Origin of the sequence: Galbitalea soli (assembly GCF_010686725.1) — a bacterium.
Taxonomy (GTDB): domain Bacteria; phylum Actinomycetota; class Actinomycetes; order Actinomycetales; family Microbacteriaceae; genus Galbitalea; species Galbitalea soli.
Window position 1 is genome coordinate 432,935 of the sequence record NZ_JAAGWZ010000001.1, and the last position, 24,329, is coordinate 457,263.

The 24,329-nt window shown below is 67.2% G+C and carries 26 protein-coding genes; 12 read left to right on the top strand and 14 right to left on the bottom strand.

The genetic code is table 11. The features are described 5' to 3' along the window. Positions 1–59 precede the first annotated feature (59 nt). Positions 60–947, top strand: coding sequence for a Sir2 family NAD-dependent protein deacetylase (locus G3T37_RS02025; RefSeq protein WP_163471805.1), 888 nt, complete (start codon positions 60–62; stop codon positions 945–947). Positions 948–969: 22 nt separating this feature from the next. Continuing rightward, complete coding sequence (locus G3T37_RS02030) at positions 970–1,602, top strand: histidine phosphatase family protein (protein WP_163471806.1); 633 nt, start codon at positions 970–972, stop codon at positions 1,600–1,602. Positions 1,603–1,651: 49 nt separating this feature from the next. On the opposite strand, the gene G3T37_RS02035 is transcribed toward G3T37_RS02030, so the two are convergent. Together G3T37_RS02035 and G3T37_RS02040 are read right to left on the bottom strand one after the other, a co-directional pair. Beyond that, positions 1,652–2,728: a glycosyltransferase gene (locus G3T37_RS02035; RefSeq protein ID WP_163471807.1), complete on the bottom strand. Its 1,077-nt coding sequence runs from the start codon at positions 2,726–2,728 to the stop codon at positions 1,652–1,654. After that, positions 2,725–3,633 (bottom strand): alpha/beta fold hydrolase, encoded by a 909-nt coding sequence (locus G3T37_RS02040; protein ID WP_163471808.1) that lies wholly within the window; start codon positions 3,631–3,633, stop codon positions 2,725–2,727. Before G3T37_RS02040 ends, G3T37_RS02035 begins: the two co-directional genes overlap by 4 nt. A 64-nt stretch (positions 3,634–3,697) precedes the next feature. On the opposite strand from G3T37_RS02040, the gene treS reads away from it, so the two are divergent. Beyond that, positions 3,698–5,422, top strand: coding sequence for a maltose alpha-D-glucosyltransferase (treS, locus tag G3T37_RS02045; RefSeq protein ID WP_163471809.1), 1,725 nt, complete (start codon positions 3,698–3,700; stop codon positions 5,420–5,422). Positions 5,423–5,488: 66 nt separating this feature from the next. Continuing rightward, a complete protein-coding gene (locus G3T37_RS02050; RefSeq protein WP_163471810.1) occupies positions 5,489–6,178 on the top strand; it encodes an exonuclease domain-containing protein in 690 nt (229 codons plus the stop codon). Positions 6,179–6,209: 31 nt separating this feature from the next. Here G3T37_RS02050 and G3T37_RS02055 read toward each other — a convergent pair whose 3' ends face one another. The 4 genes from G3T37_RS02055 to glgA form a co-directional block, all read right to left on the bottom strand. Further along, positions 6,210–6,539 carry a hypothetical protein gene (locus tag G3T37_RS02055; RefSeq protein ID WP_163471811.1) on the bottom strand — a complete coding sequence of 110 codons (330 nt, stop codon included), beginning with the start codon at positions 6,537–6,539 and terminating at the stop codon, positions 6,210–6,212. 97 nt (positions 6,540–6,636) lie between these two features. After that, positions 6,637–6,885 carry a type B 50S ribosomal protein L31 gene (locus G3T37_RS02060; protein WP_163471812.1) on the bottom strand — a complete coding sequence of 83 codons (249 nt, stop codon included), beginning with the start codon at positions 6,883–6,885 and terminating at the stop codon, positions 6,637–6,639. Between the two features lie 125 nt (positions 6,886–7,010). Continuing rightward, positions 7,011–7,793, bottom strand: a complete 783-nt coding sequence (locus G3T37_RS02065; protein ID WP_163471813.1) for an ABC transporter ATP-binding protein — start codon at positions 7,791–7,793, stop codon at positions 7,011–7,013. 29 nt (positions 7,794–7,822) lie between these two features. Beyond that, positions 7,823–9,007, bottom strand: a complete 1,185-nt coding sequence (glgA, locus tag G3T37_RS02070; protein ID WP_163471814.1) for a glycogen synthase — start codon at positions 9,005–9,007, stop codon at positions 7,823–7,825. Between the two features lie 46 nt (positions 9,008–9,053). Between glgA and G3T37_RS02075 the strand changes: the two genes are divergently transcribed. Both G3T37_RS02075 and serB read left to right on the top strand, forming a co-directional pair. Continuing rightward, positions 9,054–10,292, top strand: a complete 1,239-nt coding sequence (locus G3T37_RS02075) for a glucose-1-phosphate adenylyltransferase (RefSeq protein WP_163471815.1) — start codon at positions 9,054–9,056, stop codon at positions 10,290–10,292. Positions 10,293–10,318: 26 nt separating this feature from the next. Continuing rightward, positions 10,319–10,957 (top strand): phosphoserine phosphatase SerB, encoded by a 639-nt coding sequence (serB, locus tag G3T37_RS02080; RefSeq protein ID WP_163471816.1) that lies wholly within the window; start codon positions 10,319–10,321, stop codon positions 10,955–10,957. 24 nt (positions 10,958–10,981) lie between these two features. Here serB and fabG read toward each other — a convergent pair whose 3' ends face one another. Beyond that, positions 10,982–11,692 (bottom strand): 3-oxoacyl-ACP reductase FabG, encoded by a 711-nt coding sequence (gene fabG / locus G3T37_RS02085; protein WP_163471817.1) that lies wholly within the window; start codon positions 11,690–11,692, stop codon positions 10,982–10,984. A 48-nt stretch (positions 11,693–11,740) separates the two neighbouring features. Here fabG and G3T37_RS02090 point away from each other — a divergent pair, with 48 nt between their 5' ends. Genes G3T37_RS02090 through G3T37_RS02100 form a run of 3 tightly spaced genes read left to right on the top strand, consistent with a single transcriptional unit; the run spans position 11,741 to position 13,136 of the window. Continuing rightward, entirely contained in the window at positions 11,741–12,043 is a 303-nt protein-coding gene (locus tag G3T37_RS02090; RefSeq protein ID WP_163471818.1) for a DUF3099 domain-containing protein, read from the top strand. Further along, on the top strand, positions 12,040–12,300 hold the full coding sequence (locus G3T37_RS02095; RefSeq protein ID WP_163471819.1) for a hypothetical protein: 261 nt from the start codon (positions 12,040–12,042) through the stop codon (positions 12,298–12,300). The genes G3T37_RS02090 and G3T37_RS02095 overlap by 4 nt, the downstream gene beginning before the upstream one ends. Then, positions 12,297–13,136 carry an SURF1 family cytochrome oxidase biogenesis protein gene (locus G3T37_RS02100; RefSeq protein ID WP_163471820.1) on the top strand — a complete coding sequence of 280 codons (840 nt, stop codon included), beginning with the start codon at positions 12,297–12,299 and terminating at the stop codon, positions 13,134–13,136. The genes G3T37_RS02095 and G3T37_RS02100 overlap by 4 nt, the downstream gene beginning before the upstream one ends. Positions 13,137–13,165: 29 nt before the next feature. Here the strand turns inward: G3T37_RS02100 and G3T37_RS02105 are convergent, their stop codons facing one another. Continuing rightward, positions 13,166–14,764, bottom strand: a complete 1,599-nt coding sequence (locus G3T37_RS02105) for an ATP-binding cassette domain-containing protein (RefSeq protein WP_163471821.1) — start codon at positions 14,762–14,764, stop codon at positions 13,166–13,168. Between the two features lie 165 nt (positions 14,765–14,929). On the opposite strand from G3T37_RS02105, the gene G3T37_RS15245 reads away from it, so the two are divergent. Continuing rightward, the gene (locus G3T37_RS15245; RefSeq protein ID WP_163471822.1) at positions 14,930–15,613 is read left to right on the top strand and encodes a response regulator; all 684 of its coding nucleotides are present in this window, start codon (positions 14,930–14,932) and stop codon (positions 15,611–15,613) included. A 96-nt stretch (positions 15,614–15,709) separates the two neighbouring features. Here G3T37_RS15245 and G3T37_RS02115 read toward each other — a convergent pair whose 3' ends face one another. The 5 genes from G3T37_RS02115 to sufB are packed head-to-tail and all read right to left on the bottom strand — an operon-like array spanning position 15,710 to position 19,760. Further along, positions 15,710–16,039: an iron-sulfur cluster assembly protein gene (locus G3T37_RS02115; protein WP_163471823.1), complete on the bottom strand. Its 330-nt coding sequence runs from the start codon at positions 16,037–16,039 to the stop codon at positions 15,710–15,712. Between the two features lie 4 nt (positions 16,040–16,043). Further along, on the bottom strand, positions 16,044–16,808 hold the full coding sequence (gene sufC / locus G3T37_RS02120; protein WP_163471824.1) for a Fe-S cluster assembly ATPase SufC: 765 nt from the start codon (positions 16,806–16,808) through the stop codon (positions 16,044–16,046). Positions 16,809–16,830: 22 nt separating this feature from the next. Further along, positions 16,831–17,160, bottom strand: a complete 330-nt coding sequence (locus G3T37_RS02125) for a non-heme iron oxygenase ferredoxin subunit (RefSeq protein ID WP_163471825.1) — start codon at positions 17,158–17,160, stop codon at positions 16,831–16,833. Then, positions 17,157–18,341, bottom strand: coding sequence for a Fe-S cluster assembly protein SufD (gene sufD, locus G3T37_RS02130; RefSeq protein WP_163471826.1), 1,185 nt, complete (start codon positions 18,339–18,341; stop codon positions 17,157–17,159). Before sufD ends, G3T37_RS02125 begins: the two co-directional genes overlap by 4 nt. Beyond that, positions 18,342–19,760, bottom strand: coding sequence for a Fe-S cluster assembly protein SufB (gene sufB, locus G3T37_RS02135; RefSeq protein WP_163471827.1), 1,419 nt, complete (start codon positions 19,758–19,760; stop codon positions 18,342–18,344). A 242-nt stretch (positions 19,761–20,002) separates the two neighbouring features. On the opposite strand from sufB, the gene G3T37_RS02140 reads away from it, so the two are divergent. After that, on the top strand, positions 20,003–20,992 hold the full coding sequence (locus G3T37_RS02140; protein WP_163471828.1) for a COX15/CtaA family protein: 990 nt from the start codon (positions 20,003–20,005) through the stop codon (positions 20,990–20,992). Here G3T37_RS02140 and G3T37_RS02145 read toward each other — a convergent pair. Further along, complete coding sequence (locus G3T37_RS02145) at positions 20,989–21,942, bottom strand: heme o synthase (protein ID WP_163471829.1); 954 nt, start codon at positions 21,940–21,942, stop codon at positions 20,989–20,991. The two genes, G3T37_RS02140 and G3T37_RS02145, sit on opposite strands and share 4 nt — an antisense overlap. Positions 21,943–22,206: 264 nt before the next feature. On the opposite strand from G3T37_RS02145, the gene tkt reads away from it, so the two are divergent. Further along, positions 22,207–24,306: a transketolase gene (gene tkt, locus G3T37_RS02150; protein ID WP_163471830.1), complete on the top strand. Its 2,100-nt coding sequence runs from the start codon at positions 22,207–22,209 to the stop codon at positions 24,304–24,306. Positions 24,307–24,329 lie beyond the last annotated feature (23 nt).

Sequence of the window (24,329 nt, forward strand, 5' to 3'; positions counted from 1 at the left end):
CATATCCGAAAACTCGACGCTTTATCCTTGGAGGGAAGCAGTCGGTCGAAAGGGGCAGCATGCCGGTACGCCCCGCGATCCTGCGCCCTGGCACCGCCGAGGGCTCCGACGGCAGCGACGCCGCGTACACGACGCAGGAGCTACTGGACTCCGCGCTTGAGATCCTCCGTGGCCGGCGCATCGCCGTGCTGACCGGCGCCGGCATCAGCACCGACTCCGGCATCCCTGACTACCGGGGTGAGGGTGCCCCCGTGCGGAACCCGATGACCTTCGCCCAGTTCCTCGACGACCTCGACTACCGCAAGCGATACTGGGCGGGAAGCCAACTCGGGTGGCAGCGGTTCACCGCGGCGCAGCCCAACGACGGGCACCGCGCGCTCGCCGACCTGGAGCTCGCCGGCGTGGTGAACGGCATCGTGACGCAGAACGTCGACGGTCTGCACCTGCGCGCCGGCTCGCAACGGGTCGTCGACCTCCACGGCTCGATGGACCGCGTGCGCTGTCTGCACTGCGGTCAGCTGTACTCGCGCACCGATATCGCCGCACGCATCGTGGAATTGAATGCGTGGCTGGCCGATCCGGGTACCGTGCCCCTCGGGCCGGACGGCGATGTCGAGATCGCCGACCCCTCCAGCTTCCAGCTCCCCGGCTGTTCCGTGTGTGACGGGACGCTTAAGCCGGACATCGTGTTCTTCGGGGAGTTCATTCCGAAAGAGAAGTTCATCGAGGCGAGCGCGCTGGTCCAGCAGGCGGAGGTGCTCGTGATCGCGGGCTCCTCCCTCGTCGTCAATTCCGGCATCCGCCTCCTCGATCACGCGACCCGCCGCCGCCTCCCCGTCATCATCATCAATCGCGGCATCACCAAGGGCGACGCCCGGGCGACGCTCAAGATCGACGCCGGTGCGACCGAGACGCTCGTCGCCCTGCGCGACCGACTTCTGGAGTGACGCGCCCGCCTAGGATGGGCGGATGACGTCGCTCTACCTGGTCCGCCACGGCGAGACCGATTGGAACGCGGCGCGCCGCATCCAGGGCCGCACCGACATCCCGCTCAACGACACGGGTCGCGCACAGGCGCTCGCGACGGGCAGGCTCCTCGCGACGCGCGAGTGGGACGGCATCTACGCGAGCCCGCTGTCTCGCGCCCGCGAGACCGCCGAGATCATCGCCGCACAGATCGCCCTCCCTGCGCCGGGAATCATCGACGCGATCGCGGAGCGCAACTACGGCGAGGCGGAGGGGCTCGGCTTCCACGAGGTCGACGCGATCTACGCGGGCGATGTTCCCGGCCGCGAGAGCCACGAGGAGGTCGTCGAGCGCGCCCTCCCCGCCCTCACCGAGTTGGCGGCGGCACACCCCGGTGAGGCGATCGTCGTCGTCACGCACGGCGGCGTGATCCGGGCGGTTCTCAACCACCTGACGCCCGACGTGAACCACGGTCCCATCGCCAACGGCTCCATCCACAGCGTGCGGATGACCGAGGGCGAGTTCCGGCTCGTCGAGTTCAACGACCCGCTCGACGCCCTCGCCGCGGAGACCGCCACGGGTGCGCTCGACCTCCAGAACGCGATCGAGCGGCGCGAGGACACCACCGCGCACTGAGCGTCGCGCGCCCGACCCGGCGCCCGGGCCCGTCCGCCGGGATGACCGCTCAGTCGGGTGAACCGCCCCGCCCCAGATGCACCTCGCGGAGCACGTCGAGGAGTGCCGCCGCGGAGCGGTCCCAGCTGAAGTCCGCCGCCCGCTCCACCGATAGGCGGGATCTGCGTCTCCACTCCTCCGGGTCATCCAGGCGGTGCACCGCCTCGGCGAACGATTCGGCGGAGTGCGGATCGAACAGCACGGCGGCATCGCCGCCGATTTCGCGGAAGATGTCGATGTCGCTCACGACGACCGGCGTCCCCGTCGCCATCGCTTCCACGAGCGGCAGCCCGAAGCCCTCGTTGAGGGAGGCGGAGACCAGGGCCATCGACCGCGCGAGCAACGACTCGTACTCGGCGTCGGTGACTCCGCCGTGAAAGACGAGCGAGCCTGCCGGCGCGAGGGCGGTGAGCCGCGTGCGAGCATCGTCGCTGGCTCTGCTCAGGAGGTGGAGGGTGTAGCCGGGCAGCTGATGCATCGCGCGGGCGAGCAGCTCGACGTTCTTGTACGGCATGAACGAGCCCATGTACAGGAGGTCGCGGCCGCCCGCCGCCGCGCGCGGCTCCCCCACCGCATCCACTGCGTTGCTCACGACCGTGATCGGGTGGGTGGTGAGGCGGTGCTGCTCCATGAGCGACCGCGTGGTGCGCGAGACGGTGGCATGAGCATCCGACCGCTTCAGCAGACCGCGTTGCGGCGCCCACGACAGGTGGTAGATGCGCCACGCGAGACGCACCCACCAGGGGAACTCGCGAGGAGGGGTTCGATTGCTGTAATAGATCAGGTCGTGCACCGTGGTCACCAGACCGAACCGGCGACCCCACGGTCCCATCGTCTGCATGGGCGTGTAGACCACGTCCGGGCGGAATCGGTTCACGTAGCGGGCGGCGAACGGCTCCGTGAGGGCGGCCGGATCGGGGCCCATCACCCAGGGCAGGTCCGGCAGCAGGGCGAGCTGCCGCTCGTCGGAGATGAGCATGGTGACGGGGTGCTGCTTCGCGAGGGCGGTGACGAGACCCGCGGTGAAGCGCGAGACACCGTCGTGGCGCTCGAAGCGCGTGTAGCGGCAGTCGAAGAGGATTCTCACGCCGGCGCTTCGCCCAGTCGACCGACGCCGAGGAAGTCGACGATGAACGCCGCCGCCTCGCGTGGCTTCTCATAGTGGATCAGGTGCCCGACGCCGGGAATGATGTGCAACTCCGAGGTGGGGATCGCCGTGTGGAGGGCACGCAGGGCGGGCACCGAGGTGATCGGGTCTTTGTCGGCGGCGATGAGGAGCGTGGGCATCGTGAGCGACGCGGCCACCTGTCCGACGTCCGCTGACACGGAGGCGTCGAACGCGGCGAGCACGGTGTGCAGGTCGCTGAACGCGCTGAAGTAGCGGTGGTGCTGACCGTGGATCCAACGCCGCAGCTGCCGGTCCCCCGTCTCCGCCATGATCTCGCTCATGACGCGCACGATCGCTCGTGACCCCATGAACGCTCGACCGATCCGCTCGGGCAGTTTGGTGGAGAGCCAGTAGTAGAAGACCGTGAGCCGGGTCAGCACGGCCTTGGGTCCGGTGAGGGCATTCGCCGCGATCGGATTCACCAGGATGACGCGCGGAGGGGTCATCCCCGCGGCGACGGCGTGCGCGACGACGATCGAGCCGAAGGAGTGACCGAGGATGACCGCCCCCTCGTTCGCGGTCGCCGCGACGAACGCCCGCAACCAGGCCGCGTACGCCTCGATGTCGTGGCGGCGGCCCGGCATCGGCGTCGAGTGCCCGAACCCGGGGAGGTCCGGCGCGATCACGCGGATGCCGCGCAGTTGTGCCACCACCGGCTCCAGTCCGTGGTGTTCGCCGCGGAAGCCGTGGACCACGACGATCGTGGTCGCGGCGTCGTCGGGACCGTACACCCAGTAATGCGTGTCGCTGCCGAGGACAGCCGCCGTCCGCTCCTGCACCGGGAGCTCGGCGAGTTGGTGGGCGTACGGCGAGGGGGGAACCATTTCTGAAATTCTATGCGGCTCGTGGGGCTGTAACCGCTTGCACTCCGGGCCATAGACTCGATCGGTGACCTTCACCGCGCCCATCCAGCTGCCAGGACTCGCCCTCGACCCGGAGTGGTACCGTCGCGCCGTCTTCTACGAGGTGATGGTGCGCAGCTATGTCGACAGCAACGGCGACGGCTCGGGCGATCTCAGCGGACTCATCTCGCGCCTCGACTACCTGCAGTGGCTCGGCGTCGACGCGCTCTGGCTCCCGCCGATCTACCAGTCCCCGCTGCGCGACGGCGGGTACGACGTCTCCGACTTCCGCACGATCCTGCCCGAGTTCGGAACCGTGGAGGAGTTCCGCGAGCTCGTCACGAAGGCGCACGAGCGCAATATGCGCATCGTCATCGACTATCCGCTCAACCACACCTCCGATGCTCACGAGTGGTTCCAGCAGTCGCGGTCGGATCCCGACGGCCCGTACGGCGATTACTACGTGTGGAGCGAGACCGACGAGAAGTACGAGAACATCCGCATCATCTTCGTCGACACCGAGGAGTCCAACTGGACCTTCGACCCGGTGCGCCGCCAGTTCTTCTTCCACCGATTCTTCTCCCACCAGCCCGATCTCAATTTCGAGAACGCGGCGGTGCGCGAAGAGGTCATGAACATCGTGCGGTTCTGGCTCGACATGGGGGTGGACGGCATCCGGCTCGATGCGATTCCCTATCTGTTCGAGAGCGAGGACGGCAACGGCGAGGGCGAGCCCGAGACCCACGCCTTCATCCGCGAGCTGCGGGCGCTCGTCGACCGCGACTACCCGGGGCGGGTGCTCATCGCGGAGGCCAACCAGTGGCCTCAGGAGGTCGTTTCCTTCTTCGGCACCGAGGAGGAGCCGGAGTGCCACATGGCCTTCGACTTCCCCGTGATGCCGCGTATCTACTACTCCCTGCGCGCCCAGCAGGCGGGCGAACTCATTCGCATCCTTTCGGAGTCCACCGACGTTCCACCCGGAGCCGGCTGGGGCGTCTTCCTGCGCAATCATGATGAGCTCACGCTGGAGATGGTGAGCGAGGAGTACCGGCAGGCGATGTACGGCTGGTACGCCTACGATCCCCGAATGCGGTCGAACGTGGGAATCCGCCGTCGCCTCGCTCCCCTGCTCGACAACTCGCGGGCGGAGCTCGAACTGGCCCACGCCCTCCTCTTCGCGCTGAAGGGCAGCCCGTTCCTGTATTACGGCGACGAGATCGGCATGGGCGACAATATCTGGTTGCCCGACCGCGACAGTTCTCGAACCCCCATGCAGTGGAATCCTGACCGCAATGCCGGGTTCTCGAGCGCCGATCCCGGCAAGCTGTACCTGCCCGTGGTGCAGTCGCTCGTCTACAACTACAACCTGGTCAACGTCGAGTCGCAGCTCGCTCAGTCACGGTCGCTGCTGCACTGGGTGCGCAACGTCATCCACGTGCGCAAGGCCCACCCCACCTTCGGGCTCGGCTCCCTCACGGTGCTCTCGACGAACCACGAGTCCGTGCTCGCCTTCGTGCGCGAGTACGCGGGATCCGGCACCCAGTTCGGCGACGCGGGTGAGCGCATCCTGTGCGTCTTCAGCTTCGCCCACAATCCGATCTCGGTCACGATCGAGGCCGCCGACTTCGCGGGCTCGCCCCTGTACGACCTGTTCGGCGGCGGGCAGTTCCCGAGTGTCGGCGACGACGGCCGCCTCACGCTGACCCTCGGCACCCAGAGTTTCTACTGGCTGCACATCGGCGAGACGGGCTTCTCGGCGCTGCGCTCCTGAGCGAGGGATGACCGGCCCCGGCCACGGCGCGCGACGACTGTCGCACGTGCCGGTTAGGGTGGTGCCATGACAAGCTCGTGGTTCGATCTGCTCGGCGTTTTCGACCTCGAGACGACCGGCATCGACGTGTCCACCAGTCGTATCGTGTCAGCGCACGTCGGGCTCATCGACGCGTCGGGTGCGGTCGTGGAGCGGCAGGACTGGCTGGCCGATCCGGGGGTCGAGATCCCCGAGCAGGCGTCGTCGGTGCACGGGATCACCACCGAGCGGGCGCGTGCGGAGGGCCGTTCCGCCCCCGAGGTGGTGGCCGAGATCGTGAGCGCTCTGCGAACGCTCCTGGAGCGCGGAATCGCGATCACGATCTACAACGCCCCCTACGACCTCAGCCTGCTCCGGCATGAGGCCCTGCGATATGGGATTCCTCCGCTCGATGCGCCCGCTCCCGTCATCGATCCACTCGTGCTCGACCGGGTCGTCGACAAATATCGCCGCGGCAAGCGCACCCTGGAGGTGGCGGCGGAGGTGTACGGCGTCGAGCTGACGGACGCCCACGACGCGGGCGCCGATGCGATTGCGGCGGGCCGCGTCGCGCAGGCGATGGCGCGCCGGTACCCGGCGCAACTCGCCATCGAGCCCGGGGTGCTGCACAGCCGTCAGGTGGACTGGTGCGCCGAGCAGGCGGCCGATTTCGAGGCGTACATGAGACGCACGCACAATCCGGACTTCAGCACCTCCGGGCTCTGGCCGGTGCGCTGACCGACGAGCCCGCACGCGTGCCGTTCTGGCATCAGCCGTCGAGGTCGACTCGCGTGCCGGTTCCGGCGGGTGCGTCCTCGGTCGTGAGGATGCCGTAGGCGCCGGCCGGAACGCTGGGCAGCGCCGCGACCCGCGCCGCGACGGCGACCAGATGGGCCTCCGTCGCTCCCCCGATGTAGAACACGTACTCGTCATCGAGCTCGTCACCGTCACCGACGACCTCGAGGTCGCCCTCCTCCTCGAGGTCGGTGAGATACCCCTCGACCTCGAAGATCCAGGGGAACTGATACTCGTCGACGGGCACCCCGACTCCGGGCACGAGAGGAATGTGGATCTCGATCACGGGTTCATCGGCGGCCATGGGAACTCACTCTCTCGGGGATGAAACGGCGAAGGGGCCACCGACATCGCGTCGATCGCCCCTTCGGCCGAACCTGGTGCTCTGGTGAGCCGCTGCTCTACTTGCCGAAGCCCTTGTAGCGCGAGTTGAACTTCTCCACGCGACCCGCGGAGTCGAGGATGCGCTGCTTGCCGGTGTAGAAGGGGTGCGAGGCCGAGGAAATCTCGACGTCGATCACGGGGTAGGTCTCGCCGTCGAGTTCGATGGTCTTCGAGCTGGTCGCCGTTGAGCGAGTCAGGAAGGTCTCACCGGAGGCGAGGTCGCGGAACACGATGGGCGCGTACTCGGGGTGGATGTCAGACTTCATGGCGGATCCTTGTGAATGAGTGAGGTGAGTGGATGAGACTGTGGGTGGCGCAAAAAGAGCGGCTCGAAACGATCTGAAGCGCTGGCCGACTAGTCAGCTTACCAGACGGGATGCGCGCTCTCCAATCAGGAAGCGCGAGCGGTGAAGCGACCATCCTCGTGGCGCACCTCGAGAGCGAGCCCGAAGGTGCGACCCAGGTGATCCGCCGTCAGCACCTCGGCGATGGGACCGGCCGCCTGAACGGTGCCCCCCGCGAGCAGCAGTGCGTGGGTGAATCCCGGCGGGATCTCCTCCACGTGGTGCGTCACCATCACGATGGCGGGAGCCTCGGGAGCGCTCGCGTAGCCGCCCAGCAACTGCAGCAGCTCTTCGCGAGATCCCAGATCCAGGCTCGCGGCCGGCTCGTCGAGCAGCAGGAGCTCCGGGTCGGTCATGACCGACCGGGCGATCTGCACGCGCTTCTGCTCGCCGTCGCTGAGTCCGCCGAAGCGTCGCTGGGCGAGATGCGAGAGCTTCCACTCCGCGAGCACGCGCTCGGCGCGACGGATGTCGACGTCCTCGTACTCCTCGTTCCATCGTCCCGTCACCGAGTAGGCGGCGGTGAGCACCACATTGAGCACCGTCTCGTCGGCGGGGATCCGACGCCCCATCGCTGAGGAGGCGAAACCGATTCGCGGCCGCAACTCGAACACGTCGACCGAACCGAGTGTCGCGTCGAGCAGACGCGCGGTCCCCGCGCTCGGGTGGATCATCGCGGCCGCGATCTGCAGCAGGGTGGTCTTGCCCGCGCCGTTCGGCCCCAGGATCACCCACCGTTCGGCACTGTCCACGGTCCACGACAGCGAGTCGAGGATCGTGGTGTGGTCACGAATGATGGAGACGTCGGTGAACTCGAGGACACTGGCCATGATCATCCCAGCTTAGGTCAGTCGGGGTGTCAGACCAGTGAGGCGTAGATCGACTGCGTGCGCAGCGCGATGGTGTCCCAACTGAAGTGAGTTTCGGCCCGCCGCCGCCCCGCCTCGCCCATTCGCTTCGCGGCCGCGGGATCCGCGACGACCTCGGTGAGTGCGGCGGCCAGATCGGCGACGAAGCGGTCGGGATCGACGGGTGTTCCCGTGCCGTCCGACAGCTGGTCGATCGGCACGAGCCGACCGGTCACGCCGTCCTCGACGACCTCGGGGATACCTCCCGTCGCGGTTCCGACGACGGCCGCCCCACAGGCCATCGCCTCGAGGTTCACGATGCCGAGCGGTTCGTAGATCGACGGGCAGACGAAGGTGGTGGCGGCGGTCAGGATGGCCGACAACTCCGTCTGGCTGAGCATCCGGTCGATCCACACGACCCCGGTGCGCTCAGATTGGAGCGCGGTGACGCCCGCACGAACCTCGTCGAGGATCTCCGGGGTGTCGGGGGCCCCCGCGGCGAGGACGAGCTGAACCTCCGGCGGCAGCAGGGCGGCCGCCCGCAGCAGATACGGCAGACCCTTCTGGCGGGTGATCCGGCCGACGAACACGACGGAGGGACGGTCGGGATCGATCCCGAGGGACCGCACGAGTGCGTCGTCAGCGAGCGGCTTCCAGTGCTCGAGGTCGATTCCGTTGTAGACCACCTCGACCTTCGCCTCGTCGAGGAAGGGGTACGACCGCAGGATGTCACGGCGCATGCCGTCGCTCACGGCGATGACCTTCGCTGCGCCCGCGAACGCCGTCGACTCGATCCAGCTCGAGAGGCGGTAGCCGCCGCCCAGTTGCTCCGCCTTCCAGGGGCGAAGCGGTTCGAGGCTGTGCGCCGTCACGACGTGCGGGATACCGTGCAGCAGACCCGCGACATGGCCCGCCGCGTTCGCGTACCAGGTGTGGGAGTGGACGACGTCGGCACCCTCCACGTCGCGCGCCATCTGCAGGTCGACGCCGAGGGTCGCGAGCGCGGGGTTGGCCCCCGTGAGCTCGGGCGGAACGAGGTAGGAATCGACTCCCTCCTCATCGCGTTGCTTGCCGAAGGCGCGGACGCGCACCTCCGTGTCATGGCTGCGGAGAGCTTTGACGAGTTCGGTGACGTGCACACCGGCCCCGCCGTAGATCTCCGGCGGATACTCACGGGTAATCAGATCGACTCGCATGCGATAGACGCTAGTACAGCGACTCCCCGTGTCCTACTCTGAACCCATGGCGTCAAAGAAGATATTCGGCATCGTGCTGGCTGGTGGAGAAGGAAAGCGGCTGATGCCTCTGACCGCCGACCGGGCGAAGCCCGCAGTCCCATTCGGGGGCGGTTACCGCCTCATCGACTTCGCGTTGAGCAACCTCATCAACTCGGGTCTGCGGCAGATCGTCGTCCTGACGCAGTACAAGTCCCACAGCCTCGACCGCCACGTCTCGCAGACCTGGCGGCTCGACGGGATCACGAGCTCCTACGTCGCCTCCGTTCCCGCGCAGCAGCGGCTGGGAAAGCGCTGGTTCAGCGGCTCGGCCGACGCGATCCTCCAGAGCCTCAACCTCCTGCGCGACGAGAAGCCCGACATCGTCGTCGTGGTCGGTGCCGATCACGTCTACCGCATGGACTTCGCGCAGATGATCGACGCGCACATCGCGGCGGGTGCCGGTGTCACGGTCGCGGCGATCCGCCAGCCGATCGCGCTCGCCGACCAGTTCGGGGTCATCGAACTGGATAAGAAAGACCCGACGCGCATTGCGGCGTTCCACGAGAAGCCGAAGAACGCGACCGGCCTGGCCGACTCACCCGGTGAGGTGCTCGCCTCGATGGGCAACTACATCTTCGACGCGAACATCCTGATGGATGCGGTCATCCGCGATGGCGACAACCCCGAGTCCAACCACGACATGGGCGGCGACATCGTTCCCGACTTCGTGTCGCGGGGCGAGGCGGCCGTGTACGACCTCAATCGCAACGAGGTCCCCGGCTCCACGGAGCGCGACCGCTTCTACTGGCGGGACGTGGGCACGATCGACTCCTTCTTCGATGCCCATCAGGACCTGATCTCGGCGCTGCCGATCTTCAATCTGTACAACCGCGAGTGGCCGATCTTCAGCCAGCAGCTCAACTCGCCGCCGGCGAAGTTCGTCCGTGACGCCAAGGGCAACCTCGGCACGACGATCGACTCGATCGTGTCCCTCGGCACCCTGATCTCGGGTGGGCACTTGGAGCGGAGCGTGCTCGGTTCCTGGTGCGTCGTCGAATCCGGTGCGACGGTCGTCGACTCCGTGGTGTTTGAGAGGGTTCACATCTCGCCGAACGCGACCGTGCGCAGGGCTATTCTTGACAAGGAAGTCGTGATCGCCGAAGGCGCATCCGTCGGTGTCGATCCCGAAGCCGACCGTGCGCGCGGGTTCACGGTGACCGACTCCGGCATCACGGTCGTGGGCAAGGGAGTACACGTCTCGTAGCTCGTCGTCACGGAAGGCCCACCCGCATGCCCCGATTCCTGGTGGTGCTCGACGTCGACTCGACGCTCATCGAGAACGAGGTGATCGAGCTTCTCGCCGCGGAGGCGGGGTCACTCGACCGGGTTGCTGAGATCACATTCCGTGCTATGAACGGCGAACTCGACTTCGAGCAGAGCCTTCGGGAGCGCGTCGCGACACTCGCTGGATTGCCCGAGTCGGTGTTCGAGACCGTTCGCTCCCGCGTGGTGGTCACCACCGGGGTCGCGGAGATGGTCGACGCCGTCCACGCGGCCGGCGGGCGCGTGGGTGTCGTCTCCGGCGGCTTCCACGAGATCGTCGATCCCGTGGCCGCTGGTCTCGGCCTCGACTACGTGCGGGCCAACCGCCTGGAGGTGCGCGATGGGCGGCTCACGGGCGGGCTCGTGGGGCCGATCATCCACGCGGCGGCGAAGGCGGAGACGCTCACCGAGTGGGCGCACGACTTCGGGGTGCCGCTTCGGCAGACGGTCGCGGTCGGCGACGGAGCGAACGATCTGCAGATGATGGCGATCACCGGCCTCGCCGTGGGATTCGACGCGAAGGCTCCCGTGCGCGACGAGGCGCACGTGATCCTCGACCGGCGGGACCTCAGCCAGCTGCTGCCACTGCTGGGCCTCCGCGGCTGACGCACCCATAAGGGTCTCGCGCGATCAGTGCCCCATCCCGAGGCCGCCGTCGACCGGGATGATCGCTCCAGAGATGTACCCGGCGTCGTCACCCGCGAGCCAGGTGATCACCTTGGCGACCTCGTCCGCCGTGGCGAAACGCCCGGCCGGGATCGACTTCTTGTAGTCGGCCTGCTGCTGCTCGGGGAGGGCCGCGGTCATGTCGGTCTCGATGAAACCGGGGGCGACGACGTTCGCCGTGATCCCTCGTCCGCCGAGTTCGCGCGTCACCGATCGGGCGAGGCCCACAAGGCCGCTCTTGGAGGCGGCGTAGTTGACCTGTCCGGCCGAACCATAGAGGCCGACGACGCTGGAGACGAGGATGATCCGACCGAAGCGCGCCTTGAGCATGTTCTTGGAGGCGCGCTTCACCACGCGGAAGGCCCCACTGAGATTCGTGTCGATGACGGAGGTGAAGTCCTCCTCGGTCATGCGCAGCAAGAGGGTGTCGCGGGTCATACCCGCGTTCGCCACCACGACCTCGACGGGACCGAGGGCGGCCTCCACCTCGGTGAACGCGGCGTCGAGCGAGGCCGCGTCGGTGACGTCCGCGCGCACCGTGAGGCTGCCCTCCGGTCCCTCGCCAGAGCGCGCGGTGACGGCGACCCGGTGCCCCGCCGCGAGGAATTCCCGCGCGATCGCGTAGCCGATGCCTCTGTTACCGCCGGTCACGAGAACGGTGCGCTGTGTAGTCATGGCTCACAAGCCTAATGCGCAGATTGGCGACGTAGGCTTAGCCCACCAATGAAGAAATCAGCCTCCCAATCGGTCACCTCGCTTCCGCCCTCGCCCAATGACGAGCGACGCACGCGGATGATCAAATACAGCGTCGCCATGGCAGTCCGGGTGGTGTGCGTCGTGCTCTGTTTCTTCGTGAAGGGGTGGTGGCTGCTGCTGCCGATCGCGGGGGCGGTCATCCTGCCCTACATCGCAGTGGTGCTGGCCAACACCGTGTCGTCGGCGGGGCGCGCGGTCGTCGTGCGACCGGGTGCCATCGTTCCGGTGCGCCCAACTCCCCCGACCGGTCCGACGGGCCCCATCGAGTGATCGGGTCGTTCGGCGACGGCTCGCCGCGCTGTTCCCGCGCGGGCTGCGACGAGGATGCCGTGTGGGCGGTGTGCTGGCGCAACCCGCGCATCCACGGTCCCGAGCGGGTCAAGGTGTGGCTGGCCTGCGACGACCACCGGCAGTATCTCGCCGGCTTCCTCGAATCCCGCGGGTTTCCCGTGGCGGTCACTCCGGCGGGGGCCCCCGTCGAGCGCCTGCCCGACGCCGAGGGCATGAGCCCCGGAGGACCGCAGTGAACAAGTGGAGATTCGCGCTGGAGCGCCGATGGATCGGGTATCTGGTGATGGCCGTCGTCTTCGCCATCGCCTGTGTCTTCCTGTCGCGCTGGCAGATCGGTCGCAACAACGAGACCGTCGCCCAGAATCGCCTGGTGACGAGCAACTACGCCGCTCCCCCGCGGGCGCTCACCGCACTGCTCCCCGATCCCCGGTCGTTCGATCCGGCCGACGCCTGGCGGCGTGTCAGCGTCACCGGCGAGTACCTCGACTCGCGTCAGCTGCTCGTGCGGAACCGCTCACTCGGCAGCAATCCCGGATTCGACGTCCTGGTTCCGTTGCGCACGACGGCGGGTACCGTCTTCTTCGTCGACCGGGGGTGGGTGCCGATCGGCACCAAGCAGGATGCTCCCGACGTCGTTCCCGCTCCGCCGGGCGGCCGCGTGACCGTGGTCGTTCGCCTGCAGGCCAACGAGAGCGTGCTGCCGGGCCGCACCGCGCCCGCGGGTCAGATCCCGGAGATCAACCTGCCCACCGCAGCAAGAGGCATCAGTGGCACGGTGTACACGGGCGCCTACGGCCTCTTGGTGAGCGAGTCGCCGGCGCCGGCGACACGTCCCCTCGCGGCTCCGAAGCCGGTCATCGACTCGGGGCCGTTCCTGTCCTACGCGTTCCAATGGTTGCTGTTCGCGGCGTTCGGGTTCTTCGGGTTGTGGTGGGCGCTGCGACAGGAATACCGAGTTCGCAACGCGACCGACCCCGAGGAGCGCGAGCGGGCCGCGCGACGGGAGCGCAAGGCGCGGCAGAAGGCGCCCAGCGACGCGGAGATCGAGGACTCCATCGTCGATGCCCGCTGACCGACGCTGTCGATCCGGCGTCGGGGCTATCAGTCGAGGCTGACGAGCTCCGCGTAGTCCTTGTTCCAGTGGTCCTCGACGCCATCCGGCAGAATGAGCACTCGCTCCGGGTTGAGTGCCTCGACGGCTCCCTCATCGTGGCTGACGAGTACCACCGCACCGGAGTAGCCGGCCAGTGCGCCCAGGATCTCCTCCCGGCTGGCGGGGTCCAGGTTGTTCGTGGGTTCGTCCAGCAGCAGCACGTTGGCGCCCGAGACCACGATCATCGCGAGGGCAAGCCGTGTCTTCTCGCCTCCCGACAGAACACCCGCGAGTTTGTGCGAGTCATCGCCCGTGAAGAGGAATGAGCCGAGAACCCGGCGTGCCTCCATCTCGGTGATGTGCGGTGACGAGGAGACCATGTTCTCGAGCACGGATCGTCGAACGTCGATCGTCTCGTGCTCCTGCGCGTAGTAGCCGATACGGAGCCCGTGACCGGGTTCGACAGCGCCCGTATCGGGTGCGTCCACGCCGGCGAGGATACGGAGAAGCGTCGTCTTCCCCGCGCCGTTGAAGCCCAGCACCACCACCTTCGACCCCCGGTCGATCGCGAGGTCGACGGCGGTGAAGATCTCGAGCGAACCGTAGCTCTTGCTGAGGTTGGAGGCCATCAGGGGCGTGCGGCCACAGGCGACGGGTTCCGGAAAGCGCAGCTTGGCGACGCGATCGCTCGCGCGCACGTCATCCAGGCCGGCCAACAGCTTCTCCGCTCGAGCGACCATCTGGTGGGCGGCGGCGGCCTTCGACGCCTTTGCACCGAACTTGGCCGCCTGCATCTGCAAGACGCCGGCCTTCTTCTCCGCGTTCGCGCGCTCCTTCTTGCGTCGCTCCTCGTCGGCGGCGCGCTGGCGGTGGTAGTTCTTCCAGCCCATGTTGTACTGGTCGATCGTCTGTCGATTCGCGTCAAGGTAGAAGACCTTATTGACGGTCTCCGCGACGAGCTCCTCGTCGTGGGTGATCACGATCAGGCCGCCCGAGAAGTTCTTGAGGAAGTCGCGGAGCCACACGACGGAATCGGCGTCGAGGTGGTTCGTGGGCTCGTCGAGGAGCATCGTGTCGGCGCCGCTGAAGAGGATCCGCGCGAGCTCGATCCGGCGACGCTGTCCGCCCGACAGCGTGGAGAGAGGCTGGTCCAGGATGCGATCGGGCAGGCTGAGATTGCTCGCGATGGACGCGGCTTCGGCTTCCGCCGCGTATCCGCCGAGGGCGGTGAAGCGCTCCTCGAGCGTTCCGTACCTCTTCATGGCGGCCGCGCTGACCGCGGCATCGGGACTCGCCATCTCCATGGTCGCCTGCTCCATTCCGAGCAGGAGCTGTCCGAGTCCGCGCGCGTCGAGGATGCGGGTGCGGGCGAGATCCGTCGGGTTGCCCGAGCGCGGGTCCTGCGGGAGGTACCCGATCTCACCGCTGCGATCGATCGTTCCTCCGGCGGGCAGCAATTCCCCCGCCAGGGTCTTCGTCAGCGTGGTCTTCCCCGCCCCGTTCCGACCGACGAGCCCGATCTTGTCACCACGATCGACCCGAAAGGTGACGTCGTCCATGAGGAGGCGCGCACCGACACGCAGTTCGAGGCCTTGGACAGAGAGCACAGGGAATTCCAGTTCTTGGGGCGCGGGCGAAGGAGGAAGAAGGAAGTGGGGTCAGCCGAGAAGTCTACTTTCTTTGAGCGGGGTCTCGCCCGGGCCGACTCGGAATGGCGTGCGCGCGGGCGAGCGTGCCGGGTTCGATGCCCCGGCGCCGGTAGCATGGGGCTCATGCCGAGCGATCCGGAATCCCGCGTAGCCGTCGTCGTCGAGGATGACGCCGACATCAGAAATCTCCTCCAGACCGTGCTGACTCAGGGGGGCTTCGAGGTCTACACGGCGTCGAACGGACTGGACGGGCTCGAGGCGGTGCGGCGTCATTCTCCCCTCGTCACGACGCTCGACGTGAACATGCCGGGAATGAACGGTTTCGAGGCGGCTCGGCAGATCCGTGCGATCTCCACCACCTACATCGTCATGCTGACTGCCCTGAGCGAAGAGGTCGACACCATCCAGGGCCTCGAGGCTGGCGCGGACGACTTCGTGACCAAGCCCTTCCGCCCGCGCGAGCTCCGTGCACGGATCGAGGCGATCCTGCGGCGCCCCCGTCACGTCCTTGGCACGGAGGCGGTGCCCGGCGGCGGTGTGCCGCACGCCACTCCCGTCTACCCCTCGGGCGTTCGCGCTCCCGAACTGCCGTGGAGCCACCTCCCCCCGCCGCGGCTCCCGGAGCACTGGGTCGCTCCCGGATCGGAGGCGGAGACGCACCAGGAGGCGAGCGCCCCGACGGAACCCGCGGAAGACGTCGTCGAGCCTGCCGCGATCACGGAAAGCCCCGCGACCGTCTACCCTCTCGTGGCCCCGCCGCCCTCGGGGCAGCGGCACGACGGACCGCCACCGGTTCTGCCCGACTGATCGTAGGGTTCCTGAGGAGTCAGGGACTGGATGCGCGGCCGTAACCGTCATGCTCCGCGTGGCCGCGAGCGAACGACGCCGCGACCGAGCCGGCGGTCAGATCGAGAAGCCGATGGCGCGCATCATGTCGCGCCCGTCATCCGTGATCTTCTCGGGACCCCACGGCGGCATCCAGACCCAGTTGATACGGAATGCGTCGACGATTCCGTCGAGCGCCTGCGCGGTCTGCTCCTCGATCACATCGGTGAGCGGGCAGCCCGCCGAGGTGAGCGTCATGCTGATGATCAGGGCGTTGTTCTCGTCGTCCCAGGAGAGGTCGTAGATGAGGCCGAGATCGACGACGTTGACGCCCAGCTCGGGATCCATGACGTCTTTGAGCCCCTCCTCGACCTTGTCGAAGAGAGCCGGTTCCAATGCCACTGCCACGGTGTCAGCCTACGCTCGCGTCGGCCAGGAAGCGGTCGTAGCCCTCGTTCTCGAGGCGTTCGGCGAGTTCGGGGCCACCCTCCTCCGCGACGCGTCCATCGACGAAGACGTGCACGAAGTCCGGCTTGATGTAGCGCAGGATTCGCGTGTAGTGGGTGATGAGCAGCACGCCGAGACCGGTGTTCGCCTTCGCCCGGTTGACACCCTCGGAGACGATCTTCAGCGCGTCCACATCGAGGCCGGAGTCGGTCTCATCGAGAATCGCGAACGTCGGCTTGAGGAGTTCGAGCTGGAGGATCTCGTGGCGCTTCTTCTCGCCACCAGAGAACCCCTCGTTGACGTTGCGCTCGGCGAATGTCTTGTCCATTCGCAGCGCGGCCATCGACTCGCGGATCTCCTTGACCCAGCCGCGCAGAGCGGGGGCCTCTCCGTCGAGGGCGGTTTTCGCGGTGCGCAGGAAGTTCGATACGGTGACGCCGGGGATCTCGACCGGGTACTGCATCGCGAGGAAGAGTCCGGCGCGGGCGCGTTCGTCGACCGTCATGTCGAGCACCTGAGCGCCGTCGAGTGTGATCGATCCACTCTCGACGTGGTACTTGGGATGACCGGCGATCGTGTAGGCGAGCGTCGACTTGCCCGAGCCGTTCGGCCCCATGATGGCGTGGATCGAACCCTGCTCGATCGTGAGGTCGACGCCCTTCAGTATCTGCTTGGTGCCCTGATCGGTCTCCACGCTGACGTGGAGGTCGGAGATGACGAGTGTTGACATGAGTGTGTGGACGTTCCTTGTCTCAGACCGGAATGATGTCGGTCGGGTCGATGTACACGTCGCCGTCGACGATCGTGACGCGGTAGACGGGCACCGGCTCGTAGGCCGGCAGCGAGAGTGGCTTGCCCGAGGCGAGCGAGAACTTGGAGCCGTGGGCCCAGCACTCCAGGGTGTCTCCCTCGACGAAGCCCTCCGACAATGAGATGTCGCCGTGGGTGCAGGTGTCGCCGATGGCGTGAACCGCGCCGGACGAGTCTTTCACCACGGCAATGGAGACGTCGCCGATGTCGACGCGCAACGCCTCGTCCTGACCGAGTTCGTCTTGTGCACAGATCCGCACCGCGTTGCTCATGAGTCGACTCCCTGCAGCTCGTTCTCGATCGCCAGTTTCAGGCGGTCCTGCAGGGCGCCGGCATCCACCTTCTGCACGATCTCGCTCAGGAACCCCAGAACCACGAGGCGCCGTGCCTCGCGCTCGGTGATCCCCCGCGCCTGCAGGTAGAACAGCTGCTCGTCGTCGAATCGTCCCGTCGCGCTCGCGTGGCCCGCGCCCAGGATGTCACCCGTCTCGATCTCGAGGTTCGGCACGGAGTCCGCACGGGTGCCCTCGCTCAACACGAGGTTGCGGTTCTGCTCGTAGCTGTCCGTTCCGGCGGCCTTCGGTCCGATCAGCACATCGCCGACCCAGACGGTGTGGGCGCCCTTGCCGTTCAACGCACCCTTGTAGTTGACGCGACTGCGGGTGTTGGCCGCGACGTGCTCGACGTACACCCGGTGCTCGAGATGCTGACCCGCATCGGCGAAGTAGAGGCCGAACAATTCGACGTCCGCACCGGGTGCGATCAGGTGAGCGGAGGGATTCACGCGCACGACCGACCCACCCAGCGATACCACGATGTGGCGGAGTCGGGCATCGCGACCGACGGTCGCGAAGTGACTCGCCAGATGGACCGCATCGTCGTCCCACTCCTGCACGGTGACGACGGTGAGCTGGGCACCGTCGCCGACGAGGATCTCGACGTTCTCGCTGAGCAGCGCGGCGCCGGTGTTCTGAAGCACGATGGTCGCGACGCTGTTAGGTCGCGCCTCGATGATGGTGTGGGCTGCACGTGCGGCATCACCGAAAGCGGAGCGGGTAACGGTCGCCTCGACGTGCGTCTCCGTCGACACGGTGATCGCGAGCACCGCTTCGGAACTCGACCACGCGCGCGCCGACGCCTTCTCCTCGGGGGTTCCTGCCGCGCCGACCCGGGCGTCATCGCGCCCGACCCAGGAGACCTCGACGCCCGACGCGTCGGAGGCGAGGTACTCGTAGCGCGAGCCGTCGAGAGGGCCGTCGATCAGCGGGCGCACCGACACGAGCGGAGTGAGCTTCCACTCCGACTCGAAGCCGGTCACCTCGGGGAATTCCGCCGGGTCGACGGAGGAGAAGCGCTCCGACCGGGTCTGGACGGGAACGAGAGCCCATCCTCCGTCGCTGTGTGCTTTCGCGCCGTGCTGGAGTGTGGTGTCTTCGGTCACTGGGGCCGACATCTATCCGACGCTGCCTTCCATGCTCATCTCGATGAGCTTGTTGAGTTCGAGCGCGTACTCCATGGGGAGTTCGCGGGCGATGGGCTCGATGAAGCCGCGCACGATCATGGCCATGGCCTCGTCCTCCGGCATCCCGCGCGACATCAGGTAGAAGAGCTGCTCCTCGCTCACGCGGGAGACCGTCGCCTCGTGTCCCAGCTGCACGTCATCCACTCGGATGTCGATGGCCGGGTACGTGTCGGAACGGGAGATGGTGTCGACGAGGAGGGCGTCGCAGCGCACCGTGTTCGCGGCGTGATGCGCCTTCTCATCGACGCGCACCTCCCCGCGGTAGCCGGCGCGCCCGCCGCCGCGAGCGATCGACTTCGACACGATCGATGATGTCGTGTACGGCGCCATGTGGATCATCTTGGCGCCCGCATCCTGGTGCTGGCCGGGGCCGGCGAAGGCGACGGAGAGCGTCTCACCCTTGGCGTGTTCGCCGACGAGGTAGATCGAGGGGTACTTCATCGTCACCTTGGAGCCGATGTTGCCATCGATCCACTCCATCGTGGCGCCCTCGTGCGCGATCGCTCGCTTCGTGACGAGGTTGTACACGTTGTTCGACCAGTTCTGAATCGTCGTGTACCGCACGCGGGCGTTCTTCTTCACGATGATCTCGACGACCGCCGAGTGCAGGGAGTCGCTCTTGTAGATCGGAGCCGTGCATCCCTCGATGTAGTGAACGTACGAGCCCTCGTCGGCGATGATGAGCGTGCGCTCGAACTGCCCCATGTTCTCCGTGTTGATGCGGAAGTAGGCCTGCAGCGGAATCTCGACGTGGACGCCTGGCGGCACGTAGACGAACGAGCCTCCCGACCACACCGCGGTGTTGAGGGCCGCGAACTTGTTGTCGCCTGCGGGGATGACCGTACCGAAGTACTCGTCGAAGAACTCGGGGTGCTCGCGCAGCGCCGTGTCCGTGTCCATGAAGATCACGCCCTTGGCCTCGAGCTCGGCGTTGATCGAATGGAACACGACCTCCGACTCGTACTGAGCCGCGACGCCCGCGACGAGACGCTGCCGCTCCGCCTCCGGGATCCCCAGCTTCTCGTAGGTGGTGCGGATGTCGTCCGGGAGGTCTTCCCACGACTGCGCCTGGCGTTCGGTCGAGCGAACGAAGTACTTGATGTTGTCGAAATCGATGCCGGAGAGGTCGGCGCCCCACGTGGGCATCGGCTTCTTGCGGAACAGCGCCAGGCCCTTGAGCCTGTTCTTGAGCATCGATTCGGGTTCGTTCTTGAGGTGCGAGATGTCGGTGACGACGTCCTCGTTGATGCCACGACGAGCGGAGGCGCCTGCCACGTCGGAGTCCGCCCAGCCGAACTCGTACTGGCCGAGGTTGCTGAGCTCGGGACGGTCGATCAGAACGTCAGACATGGATTACCTCTTTCTCTGCCCGTTGCAACCGGTGTGGCGGCCACGGCATTCCCACACGGCCCGGACGCGGAGGGTCGGGCGGGGGTCGTAGAACCCCCTCAGTCTACAGGTCGGGCACGGGGGCAAGCCGTGCCCGCGGGGCAAACGGTCAGGCTCGGGCGCGCGTGGATCACCCAGTCGCGCTGCCTAGGATAAGGCTCGGTGTCGCGGCCGATCGAGCCGCGCCCAGAGAGAGCGCCCCGGTGAAACCACTCCTCAGCCGCCTCGGCGAGCTGCTCCCCCACGACGTCTCGCGTTCCGTCCGCGTGCTGGCCTGGGCGTCGTTCGTCCTGCAGGTGGTGCTGATCGGCACGGGCGGGGCGGTGCGGCTCACTGCATCCGGGCTCGGCTGCCCGACGTGGCCCGAGTGCACCGATCGCTCCTTCGTCAATACCCCTGAGATGGGCATCCACGGAGTCATCGAATTCAGCAACCGCATGCTGACCTTCGTCCTCGCTGTCGTCGTCATCGCGATGTTCCTCGCGGTCGTTCGAAACCGGCGGGAACGCCGTGACCTCTTCACGCTCGCTCTCGTGCAGGGCCTCTCGATCCCGTTTCAGGCCGTCTTGGGCGGTATCACCGTGCTGACCGGGCTCAACCCCTACGTCGTCGGCGCTCACTTCGTCGTCTCGATCGCGCTCGTCGTCGTGACGGTCGTGCTCGTGTACCGGGTTCGCACAGGCCCGCGCGGCACCGACGGGTCCGTGGGCGGAGTGGTCGTCCCCCTGGCCCACCTCACGTCGTTCTTCGTCGCGGTCACGGTGATGGTTGGAATCCTCACCACCGGTGCGGGCCCGCACGCCGGCGACAACTCCAACCCCGACAAGCTCGCGCCGCGGAACGGACTCGACCCCGTGGTCCTGCAGCACGTGCACAGCTGGCCCGCCTACGTCACCTTCGGGTTGACGATCCTGCTCGTTGCGCTGCTCTGGCGGCGACACTCCGAGGACGCGGTGCGTCGCACTCGTCGTTTCGCGGGCATCCTCGTCTCGATCGAGCTGGTCCAGATCGCGGTGGGAGTGACGCAGGCGCGCACGGGACTCCCGGTCGGCCTCGTCGGCATCCACATGGTGCTCGCTGCGCTCCTCGTCGCGGCGATGACCGCGCTGATCCTGTCGCTGCGCGTGTCCCGTCCGAAGGAGTCAGGGCTGCGTGCCGCAGAGTCTGCGGCGGGAGCGGTGCCGCGCGGCTAGAACAGCGTGAGGTGGATGATCGGATCCAACCCGACGGCGATGAACAGCAGCGTCAGGTAGGTGATCGAGCTGTGGAAGACGCGCATCGGCTTCGCGTCGTCGTGGTGGCGGATCGCACGACCGTAGAGGCGGTGCGACTCGTAGACGAACCACGCTCCGGAGACCAGCGCGACCGCCACGTACAGCACCCCCATGTGCGCGATGGGCACGAGGAGCAGGGAACAGGCGATCGTCGCCCAGGCGTAGAGGATCACCTGCAGGCCGACCACCGTGCGACCTCGCACCACCGCGAGCATCGGCACGCCGACTGATTGGTAGTCGGTGCGGTACTTCATCGAGAGCGGCCAGTAGTGGGGCGGCGTCCAGAGGAAGACGATCCCGAACAGGATGACCGGCGCCCAGCTGAGGTCACCGGTGACCGCCGCCCATCCGATCAGTACCGGCATACAGCCCGCGGCGCCACCCCAGACGATGTTCTGCGGGGTGCGTCGCTTGAGCACCAGGGTGTAGACGAGAACGTAGTAAAGGATCGCGAGGAGGGAGAGCGCGGCGGCGACCCAGTTCACGAGGAGGCCGAGCCAAAGGATCGATGCTGCTCCCGTGACCCAGGCGAAGGCGAGGGCCTCCCGATCGGAGAGCTCGCCCGTCACGAGGGGCCGACCCTGGGTGCGATCCATTACACGATCGATGTCGCGGTCGATGTAGCAGTTGAACGCATTGGCGGATCCCGCGCTCAGCGATCCGCCGATCAAGGTGCCCAGAACGAGCCACAGATTCGGAATCGGGCCGTGATGACCCGGCAGGGTGCTCTGCGCGAGGATCATCACGGGTGCCGTCGTAACAAGAAGTAATTCGATCACTCGCGGCTTCGTGAGTCCGATGAACGCCTTCGTCTTGCGGACGAGTCCCGGCCTCGCCTGCGCGGGCGCGGTCGTCGTGGCGGTGTCCATGGCTCCTCGAATCGTCTGGTGCGTCTTCGATCCTATGCGATGGCGTCGGGCGGACTCGCGCACGGCCCCGCCCGGAACGAGCCCGCGCGTTCAGGGTTCTCTATACTTGACCGTGCTTGCCAACCGCGGCCATCCCATCATCCTGACTCCCCGTCCGATGCGGCTGCCGTAGGTAGTGCCGACGATGTCCTGGCGAGTACCACCACACAGTGGCATCGACGACAGGGTCGATCCCGCTCAGCACTAGAAGGGTCATCACTTCATATGTCATCTCTCCAGTGGGATCCGATCGACGCACAGGCGGTCGACACGGTTCGCGTTCTCGCGGCAGACGCAGTGGAGAAGGTGGGGAACGGGCACCCGGGCACGGCGATGAGCCTCGCGCCCGCGGCCTACCTCTTGTTCCAGAAGGTCATGCGTCGTGACCCCAGCGACAGCAGCTGGATCGGGCGCGACCGCTTCATCCTCTCGGTCGGCCACAGCTCGCTCACTCAGTACGTTCAGTTCTACCTCGGCGGTTACGGACTCGAACTCGATGACCTCAAGGCCCTCCGCACCTGGGGATCAAAGACCCCGGGTCACCCCGAGTACGGTCACACCGACGGGGTCGAGATCACCACCGGACCGCTCGGCCAGGGCCTCGCCTCGGCCGTCGGCTTCGCCTACGCCGCCCGCTTCGAGCGGGGCCTGTTCGACCCCGACGCGGCTCCGGGCACGAGCCCCTTCGACCACCACGTGTACGTCATCGCCGGCGACGGAGACCTTCAGGAGGGCGTGACCAGCGAGGCCTCGTCGCTCGCGGGGCACCAGGAGCTCGGCAACCTCGTCGTCATCTACGACTCCAACCAGATCTCGATCGAAGACGACACCAACATCGCCTTCACCGAGGATGTCCACGCGCGCTACCTCGCCTACGGCTGGGACGTGCAGGTCGTCGACTGGAAGAAGACGGGCCAGTACATCGAAGACGTCGCGGAGCTCAACACCGCGATCGAGGCAGCCAAGGGCGTCACCGACAAGCCCTCGCTGATCATCCTCAAGACCATCATCGGCTGGCCGTCGCCCAAGAAGCAGAACAGCGGCAAGATCCACGGATCGGCGCTCGGCGCCGAGGAGCTCGCGGGTCTCAAGAAGGTGCTCGGATTCGACCCGGAGAAGACCTTCGAGGTGGCTCCCGAGGTGCTCGAGCACACGCGCAAGGCCGTCGAGCGTGGACAGGCGCAGCACGCCGAGTGGCAGCTCGCGTTCGACGCCTGGGCAGAGGCCAACCCGGAGCGCAAGGCGCTGCTCGACCGCGTTCTCAGCGGCGAGCTGCCCGACGGCGTCGAGGATGCTCTGCCCGTGTTCGAGGCCGGCAAGGATGTCTCCACCCGCGCCGCCTCGGGCAAGGTGATCAACGCGATCGCGCCCCTCGTGCCCGAGCTGTGGGGCGGATCAGCCGATCTCGCCGAGTCCAACCTCACGACCATCGAGGGCGGCGGCTCCTTCGTGCCGCAGAAGTGGTCGACGCACGAGTGGACGGGCAACCCCTATGGGCGCATCCTGCACTTCGGGATCCGGGAGCACGCCATGGGCGCGATCCTGAACGGAATCGTGCTGCACGGCAACACCCGCCCCTTCGGCGGAACCTTCCTGATCTTCAGCGACTACATGCGACCCGCGGTGCGTCTCGCCGCGCTCATGAAGGCACCCGCGATCTACGTGTGGACCCACGACTCGGTCGCCCTCGGTGAGGACGGCCCGACTCATCAGCCGGTCGAGCAGCTCACCGCGCTGCGCGCCATTCCGGGCCTCGACATCGTGCGACCGGCCGACGCCAATGAGACCGCCTACGCGTGGAAGACCATCCTAGAGCGCCGTGAAGGGCCCGCGGGCATCGCGCTCAGCCGTCAGAACCTGCCCGTCTTCGAGCGGGGCGACGGCGATGCGGAAGGTGACACCTTCGCTGCGGCCTCGAACGTCAGCAAGGGCGCGTACGTGCTCGCCGAGGCACCCGGTGGTACGCCCGACGTGATCCTGATCGCGACCGGTTCGGAGGTCCAGATCGCAGTCGACGCGCGGGAGGCGCTCAAGGCCGAGGGTGTGAACGCCCGTGTCGTGTCGGCTCCGTGCCTCGAGTGGTTCGAGGAGCAGCCCGCCGAGTACCGCGAGCAGGTTCTGCCTTCGGCGGTCCGTGCGCGCGTCTCCATCGAGGCCGGCATCTCGCTCGGCTGGCGTCCCTATGTCGGCGATGCCGGCCGCAGCGTGTCCATCGAGCACTTCGGTGCCTCGGCCGACTACAAGACCCTCTACCGCGAATTCGGCATCACGACCGAGCACGCGGTGTCGGCCGCCCACGAGTCGCTCGCTGCGGCCCGGTCCTAAGCACCAAAGGAAGAGAATCTGAC

What these genes read in the sequence shown, in the direction of transcription:
- G3T37_RS02025 (WP_163471805.1), top strand. Translation starts at nt 60, where the DNA reads ATGCCGGTACGCCCCGCGATCCTGCGCCCTGGCACCGCCGAGGGCTCC.
- G3T37_RS02030 (WP_163471806.1), top strand. Translation starts at nt 970, where the DNA reads ATGACGTCGCTCTACCTGGTCCGCCACGGCGAGACCGATTGGAACGCG.
- G3T37_RS02040 (WP_163471808.1), bottom strand. Translation starts at nt 3,633, where the DNA reads ATGGTTCCCCCCTCGCCGTACGCCCACCAACTCGCCGAGCTCCCGGTG.
- G3T37_RS02050 (WP_163471810.1), top strand. Translation starts at nt 5,489, where the DNA reads ATGACAAGCTCGTGGTTCGATCTGCTCGGCGTTTTCGACCTCGAGACG.
- G3T37_RS02055 (WP_163471811.1), bottom strand. Translation starts at nt 6,539, where the DNA reads ATGGCCGCCGATGAACCCGTGATCGAGATCCACATTCCTCTCGTGCCC.
- G3T37_RS02060 (WP_163471812.1), bottom strand. Translation starts at nt 6,885, where the DNA reads ATGAAGTCTGACATCCACCCCGAGTACGCGCCCATCGTGTTCCGCGAC.
- G3T37_RS02065 (WP_163471813.1), bottom strand. Translation starts at nt 7,793, where the DNA reads ATGGCCAGTGTCCTCGAGTTCACCGACGTCTCCATCATTCGTGACCAC.
- glgA (WP_163471814.1), bottom strand. Translation starts at nt 9,007, where the DNA reads ATGCGAGTCGATCTGATTACCCGTGAGTATCCGCCGGAGATCTACGGC.
- G3T37_RS02075 (WP_163471815.1), top strand. Translation starts at nt 9,054, where the DNA reads ATGGCGTCAAAGAAGATATTCGGCATCGTGCTGGCTGGTGGAGAAGGA.
- serB (WP_163471816.1), top strand. Translation starts at nt 10,319, where the DNA reads ATGCCCCGATTCCTGGTGGTGCTCGACGTCGACTCGACGCTCATCGAG.
- fabG (WP_163471817.1), bottom strand. Translation starts at nt 11,692, where the DNA reads ATGACTACACAGCGCACCGTTCTCGTGACCGGCGGTAACAGAGGCATC.
- G3T37_RS02090 (WP_163471818.1), top strand. Translation starts at nt 11,741, where the DNA reads ATGAAGAAATCAGCCTCCCAATCGGTCACCTCGCTTCCGCCCTCGCCC.
- G3T37_RS15245 (WP_163471822.1), top strand. Translation starts at nt 14,930, where the DNA reads ATGCCGAGCGATCCGGAATCCCGCGTAGCCGTCGTCGTCGAGGATGAC.
- sufC (WP_163471824.1), bottom strand. Translation starts at nt 16,808, where the DNA reads ATGTCAACACTCGTCATCTCCGACCTCCACGTCAGCGTGGAGACCGAT.
- G3T37_RS02125 (WP_163471825.1), bottom strand. Translation starts at nt 17,160, where the DNA reads ATGAGCAACGCGGTGCGGATCTGTGCACAAGACGAACTCGGTCAGGAC.
- sufD (WP_163471826.1), bottom strand. Translation starts at nt 18,341, where the DNA reads ATGTCGGCCCCAGTGACCGAAGACACCACACTCCAGCACGGCGCGAAA.
- sufB (WP_163471827.1), bottom strand. Translation starts at nt 19,760, where the DNA reads ATGTCTGACGTTCTGATCGACCGTCCCGAGCTCAGCAACCTCGGCCAG.
- G3T37_RS02145 (WP_163471829.1), bottom strand. Translation starts at nt 21,942, where the DNA reads ATGGACACCGCCACGACGACCGCGCCCGCGCAGGCGAGGCCGGGACTC.
- tkt (WP_163471830.1), top strand. Translation starts at nt 22,207, where the DNA reads ATGTCATCTCTCCAGTGGGATCCGATCGACGCACAGGCGGTCGACACG.